This is a genomic window from Peribacillus deserti (genome assembly GCF_016909175.1).
GTDB classification, from domain to species: domain Bacteria; phylum Bacillota; class Bacilli; order Bacillales; family DSM-1321; genus Paraperibacillus; species Paraperibacillus deserti.
Map to the genome: position 1 here is coordinate 35892 of NZ_JAFBFI010000004.1, position 24080 is coordinate 59971.

Genomic DNA, 24080 nt, shown 5'->3' on the forward strand with positions numbered 1-24080 from the left:
GGACATTATTTTAGTTCATTTACTAACTTTAGTCCTTTATCAGCGAATGAAGAACTTTTCTCTTTCTGATTCACTGAATTCTATCCCTCATTCTCTAGCTCATTGACTAAAATTTTGTCGCACCCTTTATACTTTATAGCCGCACTAGTAAGACATACAAGCCATGCTTCCTTAGGCAAAACCCCAATACATAAACGAGACTATCACAATGTCATCATCATATATTCCCAATCCAGACGTGCATTTCCTTCTGGTCCGAACTGCAAAAAAAGCCAAAGCCAAGATAACCTGACTTTGACTTTTTTACGAAGTTAGTTATTATTCTTTATCGTCTTTTACTTCAGTAAACTCTGCATCAACGATATTGTCATCGTCTTTCTGCTCGCCTTCTCCTTGGGCTTGTTGAGCTTTTGCAGCTTCTTCATATAATTTAACAGTTAGATTTTGAACGATTTCCTGTAAGGCATCCTTTTTCTCACGGATTTCGTTTAAGTCGTTCTTTTCGATCGCAGCTTTAAGGGCTTCTTTAGCTTCTGTTGCTTTAGCTACCTCAGCTTCGTCCACTTTGCCTTCTAAATCTTTAACTGTTTTTTCAGTTTGGAAAACTAACTGGTCCGCTTCGTTGCGCAATTCAACTTCGTCTTTGCGCTGTTTGTCCGCGTCAGCATTTTCTTCAGCTTCACGTACCATACGTTGTATTTCTTCGTCTGTTAGACCTGAAGAAGATTTGATTGTGATGGTTTGTTCTTTATTCGTGCCAAGGTCTTTAGCTCGAACACTAACGATACCATTCTTATCAATATCAAATGATACTTCAATCTGAGGAACTCCGCGTGGTGCTGGCGGGATATCGCTCAATTGGAAGCGTCCTAGTGTTTTATTGTCATTGGCCATTGGGCGTTCACCTTGAAGCACGTGAATGTCTACAGCAGTTTGGCTGTCAGCTGCAGTAGAGAACACTTGTGATTTACTTGTGGGAATAGTTGTATTTCTATCGATTAACTTAGTAAATACACCGCCCATAGTCTCGATACCAAGTGACAATGGAGTTACGTCAAGAAGAACTACATCTTTAACATCCCCTGTTAATACTCCGCCCTGGATTGCAGCACCCATAGCTACAACTTCATCTGGGTTAACCCCTTTGCTTGGCTCTTTCCCGATTGCTTTGCGGATTGCTTCTTGTACCGCTGGTATACGAGTAGATCCACCAACAAGGATGACCTTGTCGATTTCAGCAGGAGTTAATCCAGCATCTTTTAATGCCTGACGAGTCGGCCCCATTGTACGCTCTACAAGATTAGCTGAAATTTCATCAAATTTCGCACGTGATAGAGAAACTTCCAAGTGCAGCGGACCAGCATCACCAGCTGTAATAAATGGCAATGAAATTTGAGTAGAAGTAACACCAGAAAGATCCTTTTTAGCTTTTTCTGCAGCGTCCTTTAAACGTTGAAGGGCCATTTTATCTTTGGAAAGATCAATTCCATTTTCTTTTCTGAATTGCTCTACTAAGTAATCAATAATAACCTGGTCGAAATCGTCTCCGCCAAGCTTATTGTCTCCAGCAGTTGCCTTAACTTCAAATACTCCATCTCCAAGTTCAAGAATGGAAACGTCGAATGTTCCGCCGCCAAGGTCAAATACAAGGATGGTCTGATCTTCATCCATTTTATCCAAACCGTATGCCAGCGCTGCTGCAGTAGGCTCGTTAATAATACGTTCAACATCTAAGCCCGCAATTTGTCCAGCGTCTTTTGTTGCTTGTCTTTCAGCATCGTTAAAATAAGCTGGAACTGTGATAACAGCTTTAGTAACTTTTTCACCAAGATAATCTTCTGCATAAGATTTTAAGTATTGAAGGATGATGGCAGAAACTTCTTGAGGAGAGTATTCTTTGCCTTCAATCTCTTCTTTATATGAAGTACCCATATGGCGCTTAATAGAAATAATAGTGTTTGGATTTGTGATGGATTGGCGTTTTGCAACTTCCCCCACCTGACGCTCTCCGTTTTTGAAAGCTACTACTGAAGGTGTTGTACGATTACCCTCTGGATTTGGTATAACTTTTGGTTCTCCGCCTTCTAAAACGGAAACACATGAGTTTGTTGTTCCTAAGTCAATTCCGATAATTTTGCTCATGTCTAACTTCCTCCCTGAAATGTATGTAGTCTAATTTACTGGTTTACTTTTACCATAGAAGGGCGAATAACTCGGTCTTTCAGCATATACCCTTTTTGGAATTCTTCAACCACAATGTTTGACTCATATCCCGCATCATCTACCTGCATCACTGCCTGGTGAATATGGGGATCAAATTCCTTGCCTACTGCTTCAATAACTTCGACGCCCTCTTTTTTCAATGATTCTAAAAGGCCATTATGAATCATCTGCATTCCTTGAATCAGAGTTTTCGTCTGGTCATTATCAGCTTCGATGCCCATAGCTCTTTCTAAATTGTCAAGGGCTGGCAGCAAATCGGTAACTAAGTTTTGGGCTCTATACTTGTGTGCTGCTTCAATATCAAGGCGTGCACGTCTTCTTGAATTATCGAAATCCGCTTGCAAACGAAGGTAACGGTTATCCATTTCTTCTATTTTAGCTTCTAGCTCGCGTATTTTATCTTGTGCAGCTTTTAACTCGTCCTGAGATTCTGCATCATTTCCCATTTGAGCCTCTTCAGATACCTCGTCAAAAATCACTTCTGATTGATTCTCGGCATCCATTTCAATATTGTCTTGTAATTTAGTATTTTTTTGTTCTTCTGTCATGGATTTCACCTCCCTACAAGATTAACATATCTGTGATTTTATACAATCAAAGGGGCCAGCTCCTAAAGTTGGAGCCAGACCCATTCTATCTCTTTGATGAATCAAGCGGCCTTTTTGCCGCCCTTACTCAATATAACCACCGTTATTTATTCTGATACAGCCTGGTTAAAACAGATGACAAATCATGTGAAAATAAATCAAGAAGACTTATAACCCGTGAATACTGCATCCTTGTTGGCCCCAAAATAGCAATCGTCCCAACCTTCTCCTCGCCAATGGAATAGGAGGCTGTAATAAGACTGCAATTCTCCATTGCACTAATTTGGTTCTCCCGCCCTATCTTTACATGGATTCCAGCTGGAGATTTTTCTAACAAGTCGAACATACCTTTTTCATGGTCAATCATTGATAAAAGAGTTCTGATTTTATCAATATCATGAAACTCCGGCTGCTGAAGCATATTTGTTTTACCGCCAAAAAACATTTTCTCATGGCCTGGAAGCTTGAGAGATTGAACCAATATTTTAATAACCTCGTCATAGCTTTTTATATGCCGGCTTAGTAAAAAGGCCACTTCCCGGTATATTTTATCCGTCAGTTCAACAAGTGGCACACCAATTAATTGTTCGTTTAGGATGTTAACCATCTTTTCAATTTCATTTACATCCACTGACGGCGGGATGGTGATCATTTTATTTTCAACATGGCCGGTGTCTGTCACTATAATAGCAATTGCCGTTTCCTTGTTTAACGGAACGATCTGCAGCCGGCGAAGCTTATTTTCCAGCACTCCAGGACCTAAAACGATTGTTGTATAACTTGTAAGCTCTGAAAGTATTTTCGCCGACTTTTGCACGATTTTTTCTAATTCATAGATCTTCTCGGCAAATACGGATTTCACAAGCTCAATATCGTGCATTTTTAAAGTATGCGGTGACAACAAGTGATCCACATAGTACCTATATCCTTTTTCGGACGGCACTCTCCCTGAAGAAGTATGTGTTTTTTCTAAAAAACCCAAATCTTCCAGGTCAGCCATTTCGTTTCGGATAGTAGCCGAGCTAAAAGTAATTTCTTCCTTTTTGGACAGGCTGCGGGATCCTACTGGCTGAGCAGACCGGATAAAGTCATCTATAATTACTTGCAGTATTAATAATTGACGATCCGTTAACATCTTGACCACCCCTGTTAGCACTCTTTGTTATTGAGTGCTAATTCTAAATAATAAATTATCAAATCATACAAATGATGTCAACGTTTTAGATTTAATCATTTAAGAAATGCTTGAAACACTTCATTTCCAAGAAATTTCCCTTGCTTAGACAGCTTTAGGAAGCCTTCTTCAAGCACTAATCTCCCTAGTTCAATTTCTCGCTTTATTTCTTCCCCGAAGACTTCCATTAAAGGACGATGGAATTTGCTTTGAAACCCGCTTAAAGATACACCTTTTGTCTTCCTTAAGCCCAAAAACATTTCTTCTTCCATCTGTTCTTTCACAGTCACTGTATTTTCTTCAATGACGGGCAGATTCCCCTCTAACAAAGGAGCAAAGTATTTTTTTAGAGGTCCGTGGTTCGCTCTTCTTTTATCTGCTAAATAACTATGAGCACCTGCACCAAAGCCATAATAGTTCTCATTATTCCAGTATGTCAGGTTATGCCTGCTTTCATAGCCTGGTTTAGCAAAATTGCTTATTTCATATTGAGAATATCCGTGGAGCTCCATCTGTTCCATTAGCATTTCAAACATGGCGGCTTCTGATTCCTCAGGAGGAAGTGTAAGTCTTCCTTTTTGCAGTAGATTATAAAAGACAGTTTTCGGCTCGATAATCAATGAATATCCTGAAAAATGAGGAAGCTCCAGTGACATGGCCGTTTTCAGAGTATCGCAGAAATCCTCAAGCGTCTGGCCCGGCAAAGCATATATCAGATCGATGCTGATATTCTCAAAGCCTGCATCCCTGGCTTTATCTAGTGTAGTAAATACATCCGCAGCCCTGTGAGCCCGTCCAATTTTTTTTAGAAGTTCATCATTGAAGCTCTGAACACCAAAGCTGAGCCTGTTCACCCCGTATTCCTTCAAGATTGCAAGCTTTCTCTCGGAAAGATCCCCCGGGTTGGCTTCAAACGAATATTCTACATTTTCACGGTCATATGGGAGTGTCTCATTTATAGACAGACATAACTGTTCCAACTGTTCTTCATTTAGAGCAGTAGGTGTACCTCCCCCTACGTAAATTGTTTTCAGCTGGTCGGTTTTGTATTGATGTAAGGTTAATTCCATCTCCTTTTTAAGCAAACTAAGATATTCCTCAACCGGCTGGTTTTTTAAGAACACCTTATTAAAATCGCAATAATGGCAGATATGTTCGCAAAAAGGAATGTGTATATATGCTGAAGATATCATGAACCGCACATCCTTTTATATGTGATAGTAAAAAGAGGCTAGATGGGCATGCCCACTAACCTCTGCTAAAATTATTTCTTGGAATTACCGCTGTCATCCATTTTCAGGACAGCCATGAAAGCCTCTTGAGGAACTTCTACAGAACCTACTGACTTCATCCGTTTTTTACCTTCTTTTTGTTTTTCAAGAAGTTTTCGTTTACGAGATATATCTCCGCCATAACATTTCGCTAAAACGTTCTTACGCATAGCGCTGATGGTTGAGCGGGCAACAATCTTCTGGCCGATTGCTGCCTGGATAGGCACTTCGAATTGCTGTCTTGGGATTAAACTCTTCAGCTTTTCTACAATAACCTTACCGCGTTCATAAGCAAAATCGCGGTGAACAATAAAGCTGAGTGCATCAACCGTTTCAGCATTAAGAAGGATATCCATTTTAACCAGCTTGGATTCTTTGTAGCCTATTAATTCATAATCAAAGGAAGCATACCCTTTTGTGCTTGATTTAAGCTGATCGAAGAAATCATACACGATTTCGGACAACGGAATTTCGTAAACAATACTTACCCGGTTTTGATCCAGATATTCCATGTTCATAAAATCGCCGCGTTTAACCTGGCAAAGCTCCATGATAGCACCTACATAATCTTTCGGAGCCATCATAGTTGCCTTGACATATGGTTCTTCAATCCGCTGTATTTTTTGCGGATCAGGCATAGCAGAAGGGTTATCCACCTTAAGCTGTGATCCGTCAGTCATGATCACATCATAGATAACGCTTGGAGCAGTAGTAATCAGATCGATCTTAAATTCCCGTTCTATACGTTCTTGAATGATTTCCATATGAAGTAGTCCTAAGAATCCGCAGCGGAATCCAAAGCCCAATGCCTGGGATGTTTCGGCTTCAAATTGAAGAGCGGAGTCATTAAGCTCCAGTTTTTCAAGGGCATCACGCAAGTCGTTAAATCTTGCAGAATCGATTGGATAAAGCCCGCAATATACCATAGGGTTCAGCTTACGGTAACCAGGCAGAGGCTCCGCAGCTCCTTTTTTTGCATAAGTAATCGTATCCCCTACTCGAGTATCACCAACATTTTTAATAGCCGCTGCCAAATAGCCTACATCGCCTACCGTTAGTTCATCCCGAGGGGTAGCCTTAGGTGTTGAAACCCCGATTTCAGTTACTTCAAATTCTTTGCCGGTGGCCATCATTCTTACCTTATCACCGACTTTAACCGTTCCTTCAACAACCCTTATATACGTAACAACTCCGCGATACGGATCATATAAAGAGTCAAAAATCAACGCTTTTAGAGGCGCATCTGGATCGCCTTCCGGAGCAGGAACCTTTTCTACAATCTGCTCAAGAATGTCCTCAATCCCAATACCGGCTTTAGCAGAAGCCAGAACCGCCTCAGAAGCATCTAGCCCAATAACATCTTCTATCTCGCCACGCACACGCTCGGGATCAGCACTTGGCAGGTCTATTTTATTGATAACCGGAACAATTTCCAGATCATTATCAATGGCTAAATATACGTTTGCCAATGTTTGTGCTTCAATTCCCTGCGCAGCATCGACAACCAGTATAGCCCCTTCACAGGCTGCAAGGCTTCGTGATACTTCATAAGTGAAATCCACGTGTCCCGGGGTGTCAATCAGATGGAAGGTATAAACCTCTCCATCCTTCGCTTTATAATTAAGCTGTACTGCATTTAATTTAATCGTTATTCCACGCTCACGCTCTAGATCCATTGAATCCAACAGCTGATCCTTCATTTCACGTGAAGTCAACGCATTTGTTTTTTCTAAAATGCGGTCAGCAAGTGTTGATTTCCCATGGTCAATGTGAGCAATGATGGAAAAGTTACGTATCTTAGATTGTCTTTTCAGCTTTTCTTCTCTGTTCATCACTTTCACTCCTGTTAATCGACAGAAATACACTATTTTTGATTATATCAGCCAGAAATACAAGATACAAGGAAAAGCGCAGAACGGTGCCTTTCAAAACGTAATTAATAAAAGCGCCCATTGATAGTTTCATTTAGTTTAACAATTAATCTTAAGAAGAAAAGCAGACACCTGACAGGCATAAGGTAATCCCGCAAATCACCTTAAAAATGCCGCAATAAAGTTTGAATATCCCGCAATTATCACGAGACTTCCCGCGTCTAAGTAACTAAAATCCCGCAATTATATTAAAATATTTCCAGGCTGGGCACTCAGTTAGAACCGGAGCGTTCGATCATATCTAATTTCTTATCCAGGTGAATCATAAAGTAAAAAGCCCGCCCAATAGTCTATTGAACGGACTGCCATTATTCTGCTATTTTTTTCATCAGTGTATTAAACCCGCCTGATATTCCATCGGATACTTTCTTCCCTGTCTGGGAAAAAAAGTTATAAGCCTTCATGTTTTCGAGCTGCTGCTTTTTTTCCTTTAGGTCATGGCTTGTTACTTTTTCTCCAAGTATGGAGGCTTCTTTTTGTCCTTTTTCTGTTTCATTTATAGCTAATGCACTATATAAAGCAGGGTCATCGAAGCCCTTCATTTTTTTCATAGATTGATTTGCATGCTGCATTCCGATTAGGACTCCGAAAAATAATACCATCATTAATAGGAAACATTTGCCGGTGAACTTAACCACTTCTACTCCTCCTCGTACTATTAGTGGTTATTGGGCTTCTTTTTTGGATCCAGGGGAACTTACTTCGTTTGCATTCCAGTAGATTCCGCTAAAGGCGTCAGCAAAGGCATCTAAAGAGGCATAGAGTTCTTCAAAGGTATTATCGACTCCTCCAGCTTCAATTAACAAGGCATTCCCTGAGAGATCCTGATTATATTTCCCATTGTTGCCGCTTCCCTGCTTTTTAAATACACCTCTGCTTAATTTAGGGTATTTCTGGTCCAGGGCTTTATGGATTTTTTCGGCTAGGGCATAATTTTTCTCAAAGTTTGCATTATCCCCTCCAACGACAAAGGCCAGTTTGGCATAAGACTTGCCTTTTATGGAGACTGTCGTAAGATTTTTCCTGCTTGCATCGCGGTGTATATCAATTAAGTAGTTTATATCCCGGTTTTTTGCCATCGCTTCCTGAACGATCGGGCGTGATTCATCGTATGCCTGCCAAAACTTTTTATTTTTTTTGTCCAAGATGCCCATTACATCGGTAGTGCTGACAGAGGTGCCGATTCCCTTTTTTTCGAGGGATGATTGAAGCTTTTCAGAGAGCCTGGTCACATTAATCTTTGAACTGTAAGCAGAATCAGGGTTTTTCACCCCTTTTAGGTAAGGGAGATAAGATTCCCTGGAATGCGTGTTATAAATATGGACGACTTTTTTCCCATTAGTACTTAGTGGCGGACTTGGCGGATTCTCTTCTTTTGGTTCTTCTTTTATATTCTCAACATTATGAACGTCAGCCTCTTTCCCGTTAGTTTCGGGCGGAGCAGATTCATATGGCATATTTGTGTAATTGGTTCCTTCTCCTGCCAGCAGGATTTCATTATCATAAGCAAAAAATCCGGGTAATTCTCGTCCGAGAAGACTTCTCGGATCATCAAACGATATATTTGTCGAAAGTTTGAATAGCTGCCCGGCAAGTGAAGGTGCTTCATTTTTTTTAGGCAATGACTGTGCAAAATAATGATTTTCTCTGCTAAGCAGGGCATATAGCAGCTCTCCAGGGAACTGAATGGCCGCTGAGTTAACCGAATCCGATGTAATTCGATATTTCGGTTTAATCGAGGTCAAGAGACCGCTTAAAGAAAAAATAAAAAGTAACAGCACAAGGATAAAAATGAGAGATTTAATCACAGTGCCAAGCTGAATAACGGCAATTGTTCCTGCGTATCGGCTTCGTTTCATGGTTCCACCCTTTCCAAGCTTGTCTAGTAAAATTTATGACAATGCTAGATAAAGTAGAACCAGCTTTTTATCTCGTATAAAAACCTGTATTATCTTGATTTACGGCCTCATGAAGGGCAGCATTTAAACCATTGGCAATAAGGTTAGACATATCCTCGATAAATACATCTACTTCCTTTGGTGTAACCATCAGATTGTGCCCGATCGGCGCCAGCACTTCGTAGATTAGTTTACGCTTTTCTTCATCTCCTAGAGTACCGATAATACCGAGGAATGCTTTCCGTTCTTCTTCACCGGGAAGGTCTTCATCTGTCAGCTTCTTCTTCTCCCCCATAGAAAAACCGGCCGGGACCAGGGAGCGCGAGGGGGTGTCTCCTTCTTTCATTTCCCTTCCAAAATGCTTAAGGATAAAATCAATCGTATCGCTTGTAATAGATACCGCATCCACCACGGTAGGCACGCCGATGGCAATAACAGGAATACCAAGAGTTTCCTGACTTAATTCTTTTCTCTTATTTCCTACCCCTGATCCTGGATGAATCCCAGTATCAGAAATTTGGATCGTCGAATTTACTCTTTCTACAGAGCGGGCGGCCAATGCATCAATTGCTATAAGAAAATCAGGCTGGGTCTTTTTAATAACACCGTCAATAATGTCGCTGGTTTCTATGCCAGTAAGCCCCATCACTCCTGGTGAGACAGCACTCACAGGTCTATATCCTTGTTCAACCTGCCCGGGCTGCAATTCAAAAAGATGTCTGGTAATGAGGAGGTTTTCTACTACTGAAGGCCCAAGCGCATCCGGTGTAACATTCCAGTTTCCAAGTCCAACAACTAAACAGCTGGCATCAGGGGCAATGTTTAATTTTTTAAGATATTGGCCAAATTCACGTGCAAATACAGTACTCACTTTTTTTTGCAGAACTGTATCCTGCTCGCGGATTCCTTGAACCTCTAAAGTTAGATAACTCCCTTTTTTCTTGCCTATTACAGACTCCCCTGCTTCTGTGACCTCCACAAGTGATATTTGAATACCATCTATCTCTCTTTCCTTAATAACGACGCCTTCAATATGGGAGACGTTTTTTTCATCATGGACTACTCTATTTGCCAGGGCCATTTCACTGGCTTCAATAGCCAGATCTGTTCTTACGGAATACATGCTTAAATCTAATTTTTTTTCCATAGCTTCCTCCAGCTTCGCAACTTTTTTCACGTATTTCTATTTTTTCCATAATTTTGCCGCCTCATTCTAATAAATTTTACTGACACAGATCTCAAGCCGTGATAAACTAGTAACAGACTGTCCCATAACAAATAAAAGCAATTTAGTGTATTCTTCTTAAAGAGTATTGCATTATAAATTTAAGTTTGATAAAATATCCTTTGTTGCGAATTGTTATGTATTTGATAAATCGAGTCCATATAAATCTCGGTTTTTGTAGGAGGTGAACGGAATGCCAAACATTAAATCTGCTATTAAACGTGTGAAAACTAGCGAAACAAGCAAAGCTCAAAACATCGCTGTTAAATCTGCAACGCGTACTGCTGTAAGAAACGCTGAAGCATCACTTGCAGGTAGCGACGCAAACGCTGCTAAAGAAACACTTGTTACAGCTGTTAAGAAGTTAGACAAAGCTGCATCTAAAGGACTTATCCATAAAAATGCGGCAGCCCGTAAAAAATCTCGTCTGACTAAGAGACTTAATTCTTTGAACGCGTAAAATAAACGATCCTTATGGGTCGTTTTTTTATATGACCTAAAAAAAGAAACCAGGCAATTAGCCTGGTTTCTTTTTAGGTTCCCATCTTTAACAATATCAATTCAATGGCTAATCTTTTTTCCGCCTGGCCTGTCTTCATTTGATAGTCAGCTTCAGCCAGCTGATAAATAAGCCTAATCAATTCTTTTTCACTAAAGCTGCCAGCCTTTTCAAGAGCCAGCTTCACTCTATATGGATGCACTTTCAGTACAGAAGCTATTTTTTGCTGGCCATATCCTTGTCTGACTAATTCTTTTACCTGATAAAGCATTCTAATCTGGCCTGCCATTACTGATAATATTTTGATCGGCTCTTCATTCTGCCTTAAGAGCTCGTAATAAATTGTTAAAGCGGGCTCTATTTTCCGCTGAAGAATTTTATCTATTAAAGTAAATATATTCTGCTCAAATGATTTAGCAACGAGCTTCTCTACCATTTCCGTATTAATCAGCTTTTCTTCAGCGTATAATGAAAGTTTTTCTATTTCATTCGCTAAAAGCATTAAATTGGTTCCAGATATCTCCATCAGCAGGTTGATGGCTGCTTCCTCAATCTGAACGTTAGATGCGGCAGCCCGCTCTCTTACCCACACCCTTAACTCCTGTTCATTTAATTTTTTAGCTTCCAATATCGTGGTTTTGCGCTTGAGCTCTTTCGTAATTTTCTTTCGTTCATCCAGCTTTTCGTAAGGAGCGGTTATTGCAACAATTGAATAAGGCGCCGGATCTGCTAAATAGGCCTCTAATCTGCTAACTTCATGTTCAACCTTTGACTTGTTTTTCTCAGCGGTTAAGAAAAAGGCATTTTGCAGAAAGACCAGTTTTCTTTCTCCTAAGAAAGGGAGTGTTTCCACATCTTCCAAAGCAGCTTCTATCGGAGTTTCTTCTAAATCAAATACAGACAGATTAAAATCTATTTCATCCTCCGACAACACATGCTTTGTTAGCAGCTGTTTGGTTTCATTTATCAGGAAAGCCTCGTTCCCATATAATAAATAAACAGGTGCAAATTGCTTTCTTTCAATACTTTTCCATATATCCAATATCAAATTAGTTCGCCTCGATTATGTAAATAAACTAAACTTTCTCCTTTATGGTATATTGGCAAAACCAATTTGACAAGCTAAAGGGGAATTAGCCCATAGGCCAATTCCCTATCTATATGAACGTATGCAAGAGAGGGCCTAGGAAACCTTTCCAACATACAGGGATCTGGAACAAGGCTAGCAAGAAAATATTTGCTGGTTAAAAGCTTTGTACTCTTATTTTTGCCCTTCAATTTCAAAATATTTGTGACAACTCTTGTCAGTAAAGGAAAACAAAAAGGGAGTTGTAGATTTTTTTGGAAACATAGCTTATACTATTAGGGAAACAGGAGGGGTAGAAATGAACGAATTTGAGAAAAACATTATCAGCAAGCGTAATGATGCTGTTGACTCTGGTGTTGGATTTGCCGTATCCTTTGGATTTTTTGCGGTTATGTTTATCATTGCTACCGTTTTTAAATTTATCGGATAAGCCTGGGCTCATACATATAACCATGGCAGCAGGAAAATGACAACGTTTTAAATTTATCATTGCAAGGTTGGGGCTGCTTTTATTGGCGGCCTCATTTTGTTTTTTAGTGCTTTATTTGCTGATATATTATGGCAGCATTTGTGAAAAGGTTCCTTCCCTCTTTGAAAACCTAAAACTAACCGCCCCAGCTTTGTCGGTACGATAAATAAATACGTTATGGGCTTCTAACACATCCAGCGCTTCTTGATTCGGATGTCCATATCTGTTGCTCCTCCCAGCTGATATAATGGCATACTTTGGTTTGATCTGCCCTACAAATAAATCTGAAGTTGAATTTTTGCTTCCATGATGTCCTGCTTTAAGAAAATCTGCTCTTAGAGCCGGATATTTTTTAGCTATACGCGCTTCTCCTTCCTCTCCTAAATCCCCCATAAACAGCCACTTTTTGTCCGCTATCTGGGCTAGAAGAACAATAGATGCTTCATTAGAATCTTTTGAGGTTTTCTGTGGATTCAATATAACAAACCTTTCTTCACCTGTTGTCCAATAGTGTCCTTGTCTCACCGGGACCACAATGCTATTCTTTACATTTGTGAAAACCTCCTTCTCAAGATATTCCTTTATAACTGCTTGGCTGATCATAATTTGATCTGCTTCTATATCCTTTAAAACATTGGCTGCCCCGCCGATGTGATCCATATCCGGATGGGTCAGGATTAATTTATCCAGCCTGGTGATTCCTTTCCCTTTTAAGAAAGGTGTTACTATATCTTCTCCCACTTCAAACGTACTGCTCTTCATTTCCCACTTTTCCTGATTAAATTCCAGCTGACCTCCAGTATCAATTAAATAAGTTCCCCTTCCAAAGGGAAGCTGTATGAAGATTGAATCTCCCTGTCCTACATCCAGAAAAGTTACCTCGCCAAAAGGTGTTATATATTCAGCAAAATATTGATAACAGAGCAGCATGCCTATTAAAAGCCCCAAAACTTTGGCATTTTTCAGCATCTTAGCTTCCCAATAGTAAAACACCCCCAGTATGAATCCAGTCAGCATAATTAGGACAATAAAAGGCGGTTTTCCAAACACAATGGAGGAAAAGGGTACTTCTGTGAGCTGATCTAGTATTCCATATAAAAATTGCAGGATTAAATGAAAGAAGTTTATTAAAATTTCTGCAGCAGGAGCATGAATTATTAGAACACTAAAGGAGAGTATTGCCAGTGGTAAAATGATGAAGCTATACAAAGGAACAAAGACCATATTGACCAATATCCCTGCTGAAGAAATTTCAAAAAAATGAAATAACATAATTGGAAGTGAACAAATCGTGCAAATAAAGCTTATGAGAAAGGACTGAATCAAATAGTTTGGATAGCGGGAGATTATTTGTGAGGAAAACAATAAGGAAGAGGTTACTGTAAAAGAAAGTTGAAAGCCGGGGTCAAACAGGATATAAGGATTTAAGGCAGTATAGCATATATTAGCGATACAAATCGTTTGAGCACCTGATATCCTTACATTAAAAATTTGAAGGCAGAGATAAATCACAGCCATGCCGCAGGCTCTAATCACTGGAGGAGAAAGGCCTGTCAGAACCGCATATAGCGGCAGAATAACCAAGAGAATCCCTTGCATCTTTTTTCGTGTGAAACCGCATCTAATCCCTAATAAGAAGATACCACCTGCTAATATGGTAACGTGCAGGCCTGAGATGGAAAGCAGATGCACGATCCCCAGCACCTGGTAGCTGCGTAACATTTCTTCATGGATAAAGCCTGCTTCTCCAAATAGAAGAGCTGAGGCAATCCCTCTTGATTCTTCTGAAAACTGTTTTTTTATAAGCTTTAACCCTTTATAGCGGATATTTATTAATTTGTAAATAAAATTATTTTGATGTTCAATTTTACAGCTTTCAAGCTTCTGCACTTTTAATATCCAATGTATTTTTCTATTATGTAAATATTTTTGGTAATTAAAACTGTTTGGATTCCTTGATGAATCTGGTTTTTTAAGAATCCCTGTAATGCGGCACTCCATTCCAGCCAGATAATTGTCCTCAAAATGCCGTTTATCTTCTAAGTCATCAAATTTCTTCTTTAATAGGAGCTTTTCACCGCTGTCTGTTTGTGCTATGGTCTGCATAGAATTCCCATCTACCTCTGGGACATTAGTAAAAACGATGTTAAAATGGGGCTGTTCTCGTTTAAGATGAGTAACATTCATGTCTGCTTGAAACACATAAATCATTCCAAATACAGACATCACGCACAGCTGTATAAAAAGCGATGCTGGACCTTTCATGATGAACAGAAAGCTTAAATAAACAGCTAAAATACATAATGCTTTCCCATTCCATAAAGAAAAAGCCGTTACGGCTGCAGCAGCTGAAACGGCAGACAAAACAAGATTCACTTTCATAGGAACCTCCACTGCTCCAATCTATAGATTCGGGTTATTTTCGCTTATAAAATGAACAACATCAATATCCTTCAGAAAATAACTATTCCATTTATTTGGGTATGAATTTCTGTAAACAATCCTCTTAATACCCGACTGTGCGAGTGTTTTAGAGCACTTCTCGCAAGATTCGTGTGTAATATATGCTGTTGCTCCTTTTAAGTCATCTCTTTCTGCATGCAGCACCGCATTCTCTTCGGCGTGGACACAGCGTATACAGCGGCCGTTATCATCTTTTAAACACCCTGCCTCATCACAATGATCATGACCGTGAATGGAACCATTATATCCAGTCGATATTATATGCCTGTCCTTAACAATAACGCAGCCTACCCTTAGACGCTGGCATGTTGATCGTGATGACACCACTTCGGCAATATCTAAAAAGTATTCATCCCAGCTTTTCCTATCCATAATAAATCCTCCCGGCAATAAAAGTCTTCTCTAGAGTTAGTTTACCTTTTCTCGTCCGTTTTGTGCTAATTTATTGTACAAGCACTCTGTCCTTAATTTTCTCAAACGTCTTGTCTCCGATTCCGCTGATATTTTTTAGCTCATCAGCATTTTTAAATCCTCCGTTCTGCTCTCGATATTCCAGTATCGCTGCTGCTTTAGAAGGGCCAATCCCAGTTAGAGTCTGCAGATCTTCCTCTGTAGCAGTGTTGATATTTACCTTTGAACCAGCTGACTCTGAGCTTGTTTCTGGAGGCATAGTCCGAGCTGGAGCAACTCCCTGTTCACCTTCAGCCGGTACATAAATGACCATCTGGTCCGTTACTGTCTGGGCCAGGTTTACCTTATCCTTGTCAGCTTCATCTTTAAAACTCCCCGCCTTATTGATCAAATCTAAAACTCTCTGTCCGGGAGCCGCTTTATAAACACCCGGCTTTTTTACAGCCCCTTTAATATCAACGAAGATATCCGCTGGAGGCAGAGAAGCCTTTTCTGCTTGATCCGAAGAAACTTCGGCATCAGCTTTTTTCTCTTCAAGACCTTCAATGATAACTGGCTTTGGTTCCGATTCCTTATCGAAATTGAAACTTAATAAGAGTATTAGTACAGATACAATGAAAACTCCGCAAACAATTGCTAACGCTCGTTTATTAGCCAGTAGTTTCTCCATTTAGATAAAGCCTCCTATTTTTTGTGTCATATACAAAATGCCAAAATCATAAACTTTTATGAAATGCTATGTCCAGGAAGGGTGATAAAAAGGATGAAAATTGGAATGATTGGGACAGGGAATATGGGAACTATTCTAATCGAGGCTTTACTGGATGCTAGAGTGGTTTCTCCCGAACAGTTTACGATTACAAACCGTTCCCTAGCGAAAGCGAACTTAATTAAGGTACGATATCCTGACGTTCAAATAGTCGCTTCTGCCGAAAGTGTAGCTGCAAATGCCGATCTAATTTTTGTATGTGTAAAGCCTTTAGACATTTACAATGTACTTCAAAGGATTAAACCAGTATTGAATAGAAATCAATGTCTGATTTCTATTACCAGCCCCATTTCAGTTGACCAGCTTGAGTCTTTAATTGATTGTTCCTGCGGCAGGATGATACCCAGCATTACCAATCGGGCGCTATCAGGGGTTTCTCTTTTAAGCTTCGGAAAAATGTGTACAGCTGAATGGGAGGAAAAGGTAAACAGTCTGGCTGGCAGTATATCAAGACCACTTGCGATCTCCAATGAAATAACAAGAGTGTCCTCCGATATAGTAAGCTGCGGTCCTGCATTTTTCAGCTATCTTGCAAGAAGGTTTATAGAAGGGGCTTGCAAAACAACCTCAATTGATGAAAAAACAGCAACAGTATTAACGGAAAATATGCTGATCGGACTTGGAGATTTGTTAAAAAAGGGGTTTTATACTCTGCCGGCCCTGGAAGAAAAGGTATGTGTTAAGGGCGGAATAACCGGGGAAGGTATACAAGTTTTAGAAAATGAATTGGGGGAAGTGTTTGAGCATTTGTTTGAAGCAACTCACAGAAAATTTAAACACGAGCTGGAAAAAACTGAGGAGCAGTATGAGGTTCCTTATTTAAACTAAATTCTACATTCACTATGTAATATCCTTCTTTATATTAAAAAAGGCTTTCCTTAAGGTTAAGGAGAGCCTTTCTTTTGTTATTTTTTTCGAGCGATAAATAATAGCCTCTCAGCTTCTGATTCATCGTCGTTGTTTTCTTCTAAATCAGTGATAACATCGAGAAGTTCAAATCCAGATTCCTCAAGCCACTTATGATAGGTCTCTTGAGTAAATGTCCTTTGAAAATGCACCTCTTCAAAGCGGTCATATTTACCGGAGGCAGAGTCTAAAACAAAAAAACTTAGCTCATGCTCAACACTTAGAGGTTCAGCTGCCGGAAAGCTGTTCCATATATATGAAATTTCCTCGTCATCATGAGCAAAGGTTGCATTATTAAAGATCTGTTCCATTTTGAAAACAGAATGGACGTCGAACATAAATAGACCATTTCTTTCAAGATGCTTGGAAACCGAATGAAAGGCAGCTTTAACATCTTCCGGCGACTTCAGATAGTTGAGTGAATCACAGAAAATGGTAACAGCATCAAATGTACCTAGCCCACTAAGATCTGTCATATTCTGCTGAAAAAAAGGAACTGCCAGACCCTCACCAGCTGTTTTCGCTTGGGCCACAGACAGCATTTCCTCCGATAAATCTACTCCGGTCACCTGAAGTCCTTCCCTTGCTAAGCGTACAGAAATTTCGCCAGTTCCGCACGCTAAATCGAGAACCTTTTTTCCGCCTGACGAATATTTATCCATCTGTTTTTTAAACAGATCCACCCATTTAGCGTACGGCACATCCTTCATCAATTCATCGTATAGGTAGGCAAATTGCCCATAGCTCATTGAGGAGAAAGCTCACTCTCAATATTTTCTCTTGGAGCATCTCCCCATAGCCGCTCAAGGTTATAGTAGCCTCTTTCATCCCGGTGAAACACATGTGCTATTACATCTCCAAGATCGACTAAAATCCACTTTGCTTCATCAAAGCCTTCCATTCTCTTTACAGTGTAGCCATTTTCTTCTGCTTTCTCACGCATTTCTCTTGCAATAGCCTGTACTTGTTTGTCAGAACCGCCGTGGCAGATCAAGAAATAATCTGCTACTAGAGAGATGCCTTTCATGTTGAGCACCAAAATATCCTCTGCTCGTTTATCGTCTGCTGCTCTAGCTGCTGTAATGAGAAGCTCTCGTTCATTCATTAAGCTGACTCCTCCTTGTTCATAATTAAATAGTTGTATGCTTTAAAAGTAGCTGGGTAAATAGATTGATTTCTATTCATTAAAAAGATTATCGTGTTCCGCATCGCTTCCGTTAATGCACTGTCCAGCTGTTCTGACGCGGTCTTCCGCACCTCATCCACTCCTGGAAAACTTCTGCCCGGTTCTATATAATCGGCAAGGTAAATGACCTTTTCCAGCAGTGACATGTTTTCTCTGCCGGATGTATGATATCTGATAGCATTAAGTATCTCGATGTCTTTTATTCCTGCTTCTTTTTCCACTAAATAGGCTCCAACAGGCGCATGCCATAGTTCCATATTATAGTCCAGCAAATCCAAAGGCATGCCTTCCGCAGCAATAATCTGTTTCATTTCATCTTTCGGACGGAATTTGGCGTAGTCATGGAAAATTGCAGCGAATTCGGCTTTATCCCTGTCAGCTCCATATTTATCTGCAAGCCAGATTGCTGATTCTACAACTCCAAGGGTATGCTTATACCGCTGTTCAGTAATCTGCTTTTTAACCAGCTCCAGTGCTCGGTCACGATTCATATAATCTGTTCACCTCGATATACTTCTGCACTTCTTCATGGACCAAATATTTGATCGACTTGCCCTCTTTCACCCTTTTTCTGATAAGGGATGAAGAAAGATCTATCTGAGGTATATCTACCATGATAACAGGAAACGAGGTTTCCTCTTTGTAGGTAGGCCGCTGCACTCCTACAAACTGGACCATTTCCATCAATTCGTCTACCTTATACCATTTAGGTAAATACTCTATCATATCTGCGCCAATAATAAAATAGAACTTCGTATCAGGCTCCTGTTCCTGCAGCGCTTTAATTGTATCATAGGTGTATGAAGCTCCATCCCTGCCAAGCTCAATCGTTTCAGCTGTCAGTTTTGGATTGGAGTTTACAGAAATCCGGACCATTTGAAGCCGGTCATGTGATGTGACCTTCTCATTTTTCTTTTTATGCGGCGGGGTATGGTTCGGCATAAACCTGACCTCATCCAGGCTTAAGGCTTCTAATACTTCATTGGCCACAATTAGATGGCCTATGTGCGGCGGATCGAATGTACCGCCGAGAATTCCTGCTCTTTTCATAAGATTAAGACGGCAGCTGCAGTTGTTTGTTTTCTCTTGATTCTTTATAAAGCACAATGGTATTGCCAATGATTTGAACCAGTTCCGAACCCGTTCCCGCAGTAAATGCTTCTGCTGCCGTTTCCTTATCTTCTTCACTATTTTGCAGAATGCTTATTTTAATAAGCTCCCTGGCCTCTAGCGCTTCACCTATTTGTTTAATCATATTTTCATTAACTCCGCCTTTCCCTACTTGGAAAATCGGGTTAAGATGATGTGCTTTAGAACGTAAAAATCTTTTTTGCTTTCCTGTGAGCATAGTTATCCTCCTAGCTTAGTTACCACAATATTTCTCATCATTTCTGTATCAGGAGTTCGTCCTGTCCATATTTCAAAGGCAAGGGCCGCCTGATAAACAAACATATCAATCCCATTATGTGTCATCGCACCTTTTTCTTTTGCCTGTTTCAAGAATTCTGTTTCGAGAGGATTGTATATGATATCACTTACAAGAGCCGATGATTGTAAACTGCCCCTTATTTCAAAAGGCAGACCGCTGATATTAGGGCTCATTCCAGCTGATGTGGTTTGAACAATCAAGTCATATTCCGCTATTTTTTTTAGGGCCTCTTCAAAGCTCAAGGCTTCTGAAGCTACCTGATAAGGACATTGTTTTATTAGAGACTTGGCATTTTCTAGAGTTCGGTTGCAGATATCTATCTGCGTGACGCCTTCCTTCACAAGGGAAAAATAAATTCCTCTTGCGGCCCCTCCAGCTCCAATAATGAGAGTTCTTTTGTTTGTTAATGGTGTTCCTAATTTTTCATATATGCCTCGAACAAACCCAGGTCCATCGGTATTATAGCCGATTAGACGCCCATTCCTGTTCACAACCGTATTAACAGCACCTATAGCTATTGCTAATTCATCGATTTCATCCAGGAAAGGCATAATCTTTGTTTTATGGGGGACTGTCACATTAAAACCGGATATTTTCAGGGCTCTGGCACCGTTTACGGCATCCTCCAATTTTGCGGGGATAACGTGAAAAAGATGGTAGTCTGCATTAATGTTCATCCGCTTAAACGCATCATTATGAATATCCGGGCTCATTGAATGCCTGATTGGGTCCCCCATTACCCCGTAAAGTTCCCTCACTTGCTTCACCACTTTATATTAAAGATTTCCGCAGGATTACATTAACACCCTTTGGTACATGCGCAACAATCTTAGCGCCTGGTTCATTGACAGTAACCCAGCCTAATCCTGAAAAAACTACATCCGTTTTCGCTTCCTTAATAGAAAATTCGTGTGGTACAAGCTCTGGGAATTCATCCATCTGATCTTTTCTCGGAGGAGTAAGCAGTTCACCGGCATGATTCTTGTATAGATCATCTGCCTTCACAAGCTTCGTCCTATGGATATCTAATTCATTAGATAAATAACAGGTAAAAGCTCTTCTGCCTCCGCTTAGATAATCAAATCTGGCTAAACCGCCAAAAAACAGTGTCTGCTCTTCATTTAATTGGTACACCCGCGATTTAATTTCTTTCTTTGGCGTTATATATTTAAGATCTCTTTTATCAATATGATGAGCCATTTGATGATGGTTTATGATTCCTGGAGTGTCTGTCAGGTTCTTCCCATCGTCAAGCGGAATTTCAATGATATCCAGTGTTGTCCCAGGAAAATGTGAGGTAGTAATAATATCCTCTTCACCCGTCACTTCTTTAATCATCCTATTAATAAAGGTGGATTTCCCTACATTTGTACATCCAACCACAAACACATCTTTTCCATTCCGGTAATGTTCGATGGCTGCAGCTGCTTCTTTCATATTGTGCCCTTTAGACGCACTGACTAATAAAACGTCAATGGGCTTTAATCCAAGCTCCTTTGAGGATGCCTGCAGCCAATTGATTAATTTATTGTGCTTAACAGATTTAGGAAGCAGATCAAATTTATTGGCGATCAGCAGGACATCGTTACCGCCTGCAAAACGCTGCAGGCCAGGCAGCCAGCTGCCATTAAAGTCGAAAATATCAACAATTTTTACGATAAGAGCATCTTTGCTTCCTACACCGTTTAAAATCTTAAGGAAATCATCATCCGTTAAAGATACATCCTGCACTTCATTATAGTGTTTTAATTTGAAGCAGCGCTGGCAGATCACGGCATCTTTTTCTAATGCGGATGCCGGCGCATACCCGAGTCCTTTTGGATCCTCTGTCTGCACTTTGATACCACAGCCGATACATACTATGTTTGTTTCGCTCAATTCTAATCCTCCCAATTAATCATACCCTTCCGTCTGAACCACGAAAGAATTCTTCGTTCAATTTTCCTGTTAAACCTTGTCACTAGTCCATCAGTCTGCGCAACAGGCACAACAAGGATGGTTTTAAAGCCATTTCTATTGCCTCCAAAAACATCCGTGAGAAGCTGGTCTCCAATTACGACCGTTTCTTCCCTTTTAATCCCCATTTGGTTTATTGCTCGAATGAAAGCTTTTCCCATAGGTTTTCTCGCTTGAAAGATAAACGGAATTTTCAATGGGTCTGCGAAGCTATGGACCCTTTTTTCATTATTATTCGAAACAATGGTCACAAGAATTCCATGATCCCTCATATTATCAAACCACTTGATAAGCTGCGGTGTGGCACTTGGCCTGTCCCATTCTACAAGAGTATTGTCCAAATCAGTGATAATCCCTTTGATACCCTGCTCCTTTAATCTCTCAGGCGTGATATCCAGAATGCTTTTCGAGTGTTCACTGGGAAGAAATAATTTTAGCAATGTCTTTGCACCTCTATATTTTCCATGAAATTTTCCTTATCCATCATACCTAATATTAACGCTCCTTTCAAAAAGAATTTTCCGATGGAGAATGATTCAGCTGCAAGGAGAAACGGATGAAAACATATTTGGCTGCTCTTTTTGCCTTTGAAGTATTAGTAAGTAAAGCTACCAACATGAAAAACAGCATGTAAAATAAAAAACTTTTCGACAAAAACCTTTACCTTCCTATCTTGTGGATAAAACTATTCACATTATACCCTTTGTACTATATACGTAAATATTACTTTTCAACAAGTTAATCACAACTTATCCACTATTTCTTGTGGATAACAGAACGATTGTTCTCTGCGTTTTATTTTGATAGAGTAGTGGTACATCAAGTTAAAACTTATAATTATATGCGTAAATCCATGAAAACATAACATACATTCTTAAAAAAATCCGGGTGGAGGTGAAAAGGCTTAAGGCCTGTTATATGAACAAGCTTTCAGACGACTTATTAATTGAATCCTACCATAAAGCACGTGAGCTAAAGCTCAGTCCGGAATTCATCCGCCTCATAGAATCTGAAATTGACCGGCGTACTCTCACACATAAGATAAGACTATATTCATGATGGATGATCGGCCCTGGAAAACAGGGCTTTTATTAGTTGCCACTGCCTTGTTAGCGTACAGGAAGCTTTACTTCATTTTTTATATACCCAATTTCCTCACCCACATGTACGTTTAGAGGGAAGCTGTTTCCTACAGCTGGTGTGAAAGTTCCCTTCTCGAATAAGAGGACAACTGTGGAGCCAAAGCTGAAGTAAGCCAGTTCCTCGCCCTTTCCTACTCTTTTCTCCGAATGTGTAACGACAATCGAGTTTACAAACATAGCCCCGACCTTTACCAGTGAGATATGCCCTCCTTCGTGTTTGAGCTCAGTAATAAGGCGATAATTTTTGGAAAGAGGGTCTCTCCCAAACTTCATTCCCCAGGCATTGACGGGGTATGATTTTTTCCCGAGCAGCCACCGCTCGGTTACCTCTCCGCTGACAGGACTGTGAATACGATGATAATGGCTTGGACTCAGGTACATAACCATATAACTCCCGCCAATATATTTTTCTAAAACAGCTCCATTGTTTAGCATTTCTTCTATTGAATACTCTTTTCCTTTTACTGTAATCCGCTTATCTGGGCGTATTTCCCCTATATCCTCAAGTACTCCATCTACAGGACTAACTACTGAACTGCTGTCAGGATGAATATTCCGGGCCTTTTCTTTCAGCTTGCGGACAAATAAATCGTGCAGTGTAGGAAATTCATTTATACCGCGTTCTACTTCATCCAGGTTCAATTTATATAATTTTACGTATGATGGTATCAAGAACCGGCTGGCTTTCGATTGTGCGAAACGCTTGAGAGCTCCCGATGTAATACGTCCATTTGTCAGCTCGATCAATGCTCTGTAAAAAGATTGTAGTAGCAATTATAATTCCTCCATTTAAAAATAGTCCTTTACGAGTTAGCATAAAAAGAATAAAATAAAATATTATTATATAACAAATACTAGAGGGTTTTCCATTATCCTGCAAGTATTCAAGGAGTGAGGAAATTGTTTTTGTCCAGCGTGCTAGATGTAACGTTAAAAAAAATTAAATCCCAAACTGCTAATGTGATTACTCTTATTAACTTATCCCTTGGTGGATTTTCGATAATTTCATGTATCAAAGGCGAATTGAATCTTGCTCTTTTATTAATTTTTTTAGCTGCTCTTGCCGACCGGTTTGATGGTATGGCTGCCAGATTGCTTAATTCGGAATCCGAGTTAGGTAAACAGCTTGATTCCATGTGTGATATTATATCCTTTGGAGTAGCCCCAGCCCTGCTGCTTTATCAAGGAATCATATTTGATTTCGGGGCTCCAGGAACATTCTTTACCGTTTTCTATATCGGATGTGGAGCGGTTCGCTTAGCTAAATTTAACATTACTGAAAACAACGGATATTTTACAGGGCTGCCAATTACGGCGGCCGGCTGCTTATTAACTTTAAGCTTTTTAGCTATACCCCATTTGGCGTCGGTATCTTTTCTGTTCTTGATGATTATATTATCATTCTTGATGGTCAGTCCTTTTAAACTTAAAAAAGTTTAAAACACGGCTGTTAC

26 protein-coding genes are annotated in these 24080 nt (G+C 40.0%); 5 read left to right on the top strand and 21 right to left on the bottom strand.

Features of this window, described 5'->3' with window-relative positions; genetic code table 11:
* Nucleotides 1-318 precede the first annotated feature (318 nt).
* The 8 genes from dnaK to gpr all read right to left on the bottom strand — a co-directional run bounded on the left by dnaK (nucleotide 319) and on the right by gpr (nucleotide 10231).
* Nucleotides 319-2142: a molecular chaperone DnaK gene (gene dnaK / locus JOC77_RS05835; protein WP_204540119.1), complete on the bottom strand. Its 1824-nt coding sequence runs from the start codon at nucleotides 2140-2142 to the stop codon at nucleotides 319-321.
* A 35-nt stretch (nucleotides 2143-2177) separates the two neighbouring features.
* The gene (grpE, locus tag JOC77_RS05840) at nucleotides 2178-2771 is read right to left on the bottom strand and encodes a nucleotide exchange factor GrpE (RefSeq protein WP_204540122.1); all 594 of its coding nucleotides are present in this window, start codon (nucleotides 2769-2771) and stop codon (nucleotides 2178-2180) included.
* Between the two features lie 142 nt (nucleotides 2772-2913).
* The gene (hrcA, locus tag JOC77_RS05845) at nucleotides 2914-3945 is read right to left on the bottom strand and encodes a heat-inducible transcriptional repressor HrcA (RefSeq protein ID WP_204540125.1); all 1032 of its coding nucleotides are present in this window, start codon (nucleotides 3943-3945) and stop codon (nucleotides 2914-2916) included.
* 95 nt (nucleotides 3946-4040) lie between these two features.
* The gene (gene hemW, locus JOC77_RS05850; RefSeq protein WP_204540128.1) at nucleotides 4041-5177 is read right to left on the bottom strand and encodes a radical SAM family heme chaperone HemW; all 1137 of its coding nucleotides are present in this window, start codon (nucleotides 5175-5177) and stop codon (nucleotides 4041-4043) included.
* 71 nt (nucleotides 5178-5248) lie between these two features.
* The gene (lepA, locus tag JOC77_RS05855) at nucleotides 5249-7087 is read right to left on the bottom strand and encodes a translation elongation factor 4 (protein ID WP_204540131.1); all 1839 of its coding nucleotides are present in this window, start codon (nucleotides 7085-7087) and stop codon (nucleotides 5249-5251) included.
* Nucleotides 7088-7494: 407 nt separating this feature from the next.
* Nucleotides 7495-7824: a YqxA family protein gene (locus JOC77_RS05860; protein WP_338047186.1), complete on the bottom strand. Its 330-nt coding sequence runs from the start codon at nucleotides 7822-7824 to the stop codon at nucleotides 7495-7497.
* A 27-nt stretch (nucleotides 7825-7851) separates the two neighbouring features.
* Nucleotides 7852-9045 (bottom strand): stage II sporulation protein P, encoded by a 1194-nt coding sequence (spoIIP, locus tag JOC77_RS05865; RefSeq protein ID WP_204540134.1) that lies wholly within the window; start codon nucleotides 9043-9045, stop codon nucleotides 7852-7854.
* Between the two features lie 67 nt (nucleotides 9046-9112).
* Complete coding sequence (gene gpr / locus JOC77_RS05870) at nucleotides 9113-10231, bottom strand: GPR endopeptidase (RefSeq protein ID WP_204540137.1); 1119 nt, start codon at nucleotides 10229-10231, stop codon at nucleotides 9113-9115.
* 271 nt (nucleotides 10232-10502) lie between these two features.
* Between gpr and rpsT the strand changes: the two genes are divergently transcribed.
* Nucleotides 10503-10769 carry a 30S ribosomal protein S20 gene (gene rpsT, locus JOC77_RS05875; RefSeq protein ID WP_204540140.1) on the top strand — a complete coding sequence of 89 codons (267 nt, stop codon included), beginning with the start codon at nucleotides 10503-10505 and terminating at the stop codon, nucleotides 10767-10769.
* Between the two features lie 73 nt (nucleotides 10770-10842).
* Here rpsT and holA read toward each other — a convergent pair whose 3' ends face one another.
* Complete coding sequence (gene holA, locus JOC77_RS05880) at nucleotides 10843-11856, bottom strand: DNA polymerase III subunit delta (RefSeq protein ID WP_204540143.1); 1014 nt, start codon at nucleotides 11854-11856, stop codon at nucleotides 10843-10845.
* Nucleotides 11857-12193: 337 nt separating this feature from the next.
* Here holA and JOC77_RS05885 point away from each other — a divergent pair, with 337 nt between their 5' ends.
* Entirely contained in the window at nucleotides 12194-12325 is a 132-nt protein-coding gene (locus JOC77_RS05885) for a YqzM family protein (protein WP_204540146.1), read from the top strand.
* A 126-nt stretch (nucleotides 12326-12451) separates the two neighbouring features.
* Here JOC77_RS05885 and JOC77_RS05890 read toward each other — a convergent pair whose 3' ends face one another.
* The 3 genes from JOC77_RS05890 to JOC77_RS05900 all read right to left on the bottom strand — a co-directional run bounded on the left by JOC77_RS05890 (nucleotide 12452) and on the right by JOC77_RS05900 (nucleotide 15908).
* Complete coding sequence (locus JOC77_RS05890; RefSeq protein WP_204540149.1) at nucleotides 12452-14746, bottom strand: DNA internalization-related competence protein ComEC/Rec2; 2295 nt, start codon at nucleotides 14744-14746, stop codon at nucleotides 12452-12454.
* Between the two features lie 21 nt (nucleotides 14747-14767).
* A complete protein-coding gene (locus JOC77_RS05895) occupies nucleotides 14768-15199 on the bottom strand; it encodes a deoxycytidylate deaminase (protein ID WP_204540152.1) in 432 nt (143 codons plus the stop codon).
* A 70-nt stretch (nucleotides 15200-15269) separates the two neighbouring features.
* Complete coding sequence (locus tag JOC77_RS05900; RefSeq protein WP_204540155.1) at nucleotides 15270-15908, bottom strand: helix-hairpin-helix domain-containing protein; 639 nt, start codon at nucleotides 15906-15908, stop codon at nucleotides 15270-15272.
* Between the two features lie 93 nt (nucleotides 15909-16001).
* Between JOC77_RS05900 and comER the strand changes: the two genes are divergently transcribed.
* Nucleotides 16002-16835 carry a late competence protein ComER gene (gene comER / locus JOC77_RS05905; protein ID WP_239558624.1) on the top strand — a complete coding sequence of 278 codons (834 nt, stop codon included), beginning with the start codon at nucleotides 16002-16004 and terminating at the stop codon, nucleotides 16833-16835.
* Nucleotides 16836-16912: 77 nt separating this feature from the next.
* Here the strand turns inward: comER and JOC77_RS05910 are convergent, their stop codons facing one another.
* The 8 genes from JOC77_RS05910 to JOC77_RS05945 are packed head-to-tail and all read right to left on the bottom strand — an operon-like array spanning nucleotide 16913 to nucleotide 21924.
* Nucleotides 16913-17662 carry a class I SAM-dependent DNA methyltransferase gene (locus JOC77_RS05910; RefSeq protein WP_204540157.1) on the bottom strand — a complete coding sequence of 250 codons (750 nt, stop codon included), beginning with the start codon at nucleotides 17660-17662 and terminating at the stop codon, nucleotides 16913-16915.
* Nucleotides 17659-18018 (bottom strand): ribosome silencing factor, encoded by a 360-nt coding sequence (gene rsfS / locus JOC77_RS05915; protein ID WP_204540159.1) that lies wholly within the window; start codon nucleotides 18016-18018, stop codon nucleotides 17659-17661. The genes JOC77_RS05910 and rsfS overlap by 4 nt, the downstream gene beginning before the upstream one ends.
* The gene (gene yqeK / locus JOC77_RS05920) at nucleotides 18018-18590 is read right to left on the bottom strand and encodes a bis(5'-nucleosyl)-tetraphosphatase (symmetrical) YqeK (protein WP_204540161.1); all 573 of its coding nucleotides are present in this window, start codon (nucleotides 18588-18590) and stop codon (nucleotides 18018-18020) included. Before yqeK ends, rsfS begins: the two co-directional genes overlap by 1 nt.
* Nucleotides 18580-19149: a nicotinate-nucleotide adenylyltransferase gene (locus tag JOC77_RS05925; RefSeq protein WP_204540163.1), complete on the bottom strand. Its 570-nt coding sequence runs from the start codon at nucleotides 19147-19149 to the stop codon at nucleotides 18580-18582. Before JOC77_RS05925 ends, yqeK begins: the two co-directional genes overlap by 11 nt.
* A 4-nt stretch (nucleotides 19150-19153) precedes the next feature.
* A complete protein-coding gene (gene yhbY / locus JOC77_RS05930; protein ID WP_204540165.1) occupies nucleotides 19154-19447 on the bottom strand; it encodes a ribosome assembly RNA-binding protein YhbY in 294 nt (97 codons plus the stop codon).
* Between the two features lie 2 nt (nucleotides 19448-19449).
* Nucleotides 19450-20286 carry a shikimate dehydrogenase gene (aroE, locus tag JOC77_RS05935; RefSeq protein WP_204540167.1) on the bottom strand — a complete coding sequence of 279 codons (837 nt, stop codon included), beginning with the start codon at nucleotides 20284-20286 and terminating at the stop codon, nucleotides 19450-19452.
* 13 nt (nucleotides 20287-20299) lie between these two features.
* Nucleotides 20300-21406 carry a ribosome biogenesis GTPase YqeH gene (gene yqeH, locus JOC77_RS05940; protein WP_204540170.1) on the bottom strand — a complete coding sequence of 369 codons (1107 nt, stop codon included), beginning with the start codon at nucleotides 21404-21406 and terminating at the stop codon, nucleotides 20300-20302.
* Nucleotides 21407-21408: 2 nt separating this feature from the next.
* Entirely contained in the window at nucleotides 21409-21924 is a 516-nt protein-coding gene (locus JOC77_RS05945) for a YqeG family HAD IIIA-type phosphatase (protein WP_204540172.1), read from the bottom strand.
* Nucleotides 21925-22402: 478 nt separating this feature from the next.
* On the opposite strand from JOC77_RS05945, the gene sda reads away from it, so the two are divergent.
* Nucleotides 22403-22543 (top strand): sporulation histidine kinase inhibitor Sda, encoded by a 141-nt coding sequence (gene sda, locus JOC77_RS05950; protein ID WP_204540175.1) that lies wholly within the window; start codon nucleotides 22403-22405, stop codon nucleotides 22541-22543.
* Between the two features lie 50 nt (nucleotides 22544-22593).
* Here the strand turns inward: sda and JOC77_RS05955 are convergent, their stop codons facing one another.
* Nucleotides 22594-23400, bottom strand: a complete 807-nt coding sequence (locus JOC77_RS05955) for a phosphatidylserine decarboxylase (RefSeq protein WP_204540178.1) — start codon at nucleotides 23398-23400, stop codon at nucleotides 22594-22596.
* 126 nt (nucleotides 23401-23526) lie between these two features.
* Between JOC77_RS05955 and pssA the strand changes: the two genes are divergently transcribed.
* Nucleotides 23527-24066, top strand: coding sequence for a CDP-diacylglycerol--serine O-phosphatidyltransferase (gene pssA, locus JOC77_RS05960; RefSeq protein WP_204540181.1), 540 nt, complete (start codon nucleotides 23527-23529; stop codon nucleotides 24064-24066).
* Nucleotides 24067-24080 lie beyond the last annotated feature (14 nt).

What these genes read in the sequence shown, in the direction of transcription:
- dnaK (WP_204540119.1), bottom strand. Translation starts at nt 2,142, where the DNA reads ATGAGCAAAATTATCGGAATTGACTTAGGAACAACAAACTCATGTGTT.
- grpE (WP_204540122.1), bottom strand. Translation starts at nt 2,771, where the DNA reads ATGACAGAAGAACAAAAAAATACTAAATTACAAGACAATATTGAAATG.
- hrcA (WP_204540125.1), bottom strand. Translation starts at nt 3,945, where the DNA reads ATGTTAACGGATCGTCAATTATTAATACTGCAAGTAATTATAGATGAC.
- hemW (WP_204540128.1), bottom strand. Translation starts at nt 5,177, where the DNA reads ATGATATCTTCAGCATATATACACATTCCTTTTTGCGAACATATCTGC.
- lepA (WP_204540131.1), bottom strand. Translation starts at nt 7,087, where the DNA reads ATGAACAGAGAAGAAAAGCTGAAAAGACAATCTAAGATACGTAACTTT.
- spoIIP (WP_204540134.1), bottom strand. Translation starts at nt 9,045, where the DNA reads ATGAAACGAAGCCGATACGCAGGAACAATTGCCGTTATTCAGCTTGGC.
- gpr (WP_204540137.1), bottom strand. Translation starts at nt 10,231, where the DNA reads ATGGAAAAAAAATTAGATTTAAGCATGTATTCCGTAAGAACAGATCTG.
- rpsT (WP_204540140.1), top strand. Translation starts at nt 10,503, where the DNA reads ATGCCAAACATTAAATCTGCTATTAAACGTGTGAAAACTAGCGAAACA.
- JOC77_RS05885 (WP_204540146.1), top strand. Translation starts at nt 12,194, where the DNA reads ATGAACGAATTTGAGAAAAACATTATCAGCAAGCGTAATGATGCTGTT.
- JOC77_RS05890 (WP_204540149.1), bottom strand. Translation starts at nt 14,746, where the DNA reads ATGAAAGTGAATCTTGTTTTGTCTGCCGTTTCAGCTGCTGCAGCCGTA.
- JOC77_RS05895 (WP_204540152.1), bottom strand. Translation starts at nt 15,199, where the DNA reads ATGGATAGGAAAAGCTGGGATGAATACTTTTTAGATATTGCCGAAGTG.
- JOC77_RS05900 (WP_204540155.1), bottom strand. Translation starts at nt 15,908, where the DNA reads ATGGAGAAACTACTGGCTAATAAACGAGCGTTAGCAATTGTTTGCGGA.
- comER (WP_239558624.1), top strand. Translation starts at nt 16,002, where the DNA reads ATGAAAATTGGAATGATTGGGACAGGGAATATGGGAACTATTCTAATC.
- JOC77_RS05910 (WP_204540157.1), bottom strand. Translation starts at nt 17,662, where the DNA reads ATGAGCTATGGGCAATTTGCCTACCTATACGATGAATTGATGAAGGAT.
- rsfS (WP_204540159.1), bottom strand. Translation starts at nt 18,018, where the DNA reads ATGAATGAACGAGAGCTTCTCATTACAGCAGCTAGAGCAGCAGACGAT.
- yqeK (WP_204540161.1), bottom strand. Translation starts at nt 18,590, where the DNA reads ATGAATCGTGACCGAGCACTGGAGCTGGTTAAAAAGCAGATTACTGAA.
- JOC77_RS05925 (WP_204540163.1), bottom strand. Translation starts at nt 19,149, where the DNA reads ATGAAAAGAGCAGGAATTCTCGGCGGTACATTCGATCCGCCGCACATA.
- yhbY (WP_204540165.1), bottom strand. Translation starts at nt 19,447, where the DNA reads ATGCTCACAGGAAAGCAAAAAAGATTTTTACGTTCTAAAGCACATCAT.
- sda (WP_204540175.1), top strand. Translation starts at nt 22,403, where the DNA reads ATGAACAAGCTTTCAGACGACTTATTAATTGAATCCTACCATAAAGCA.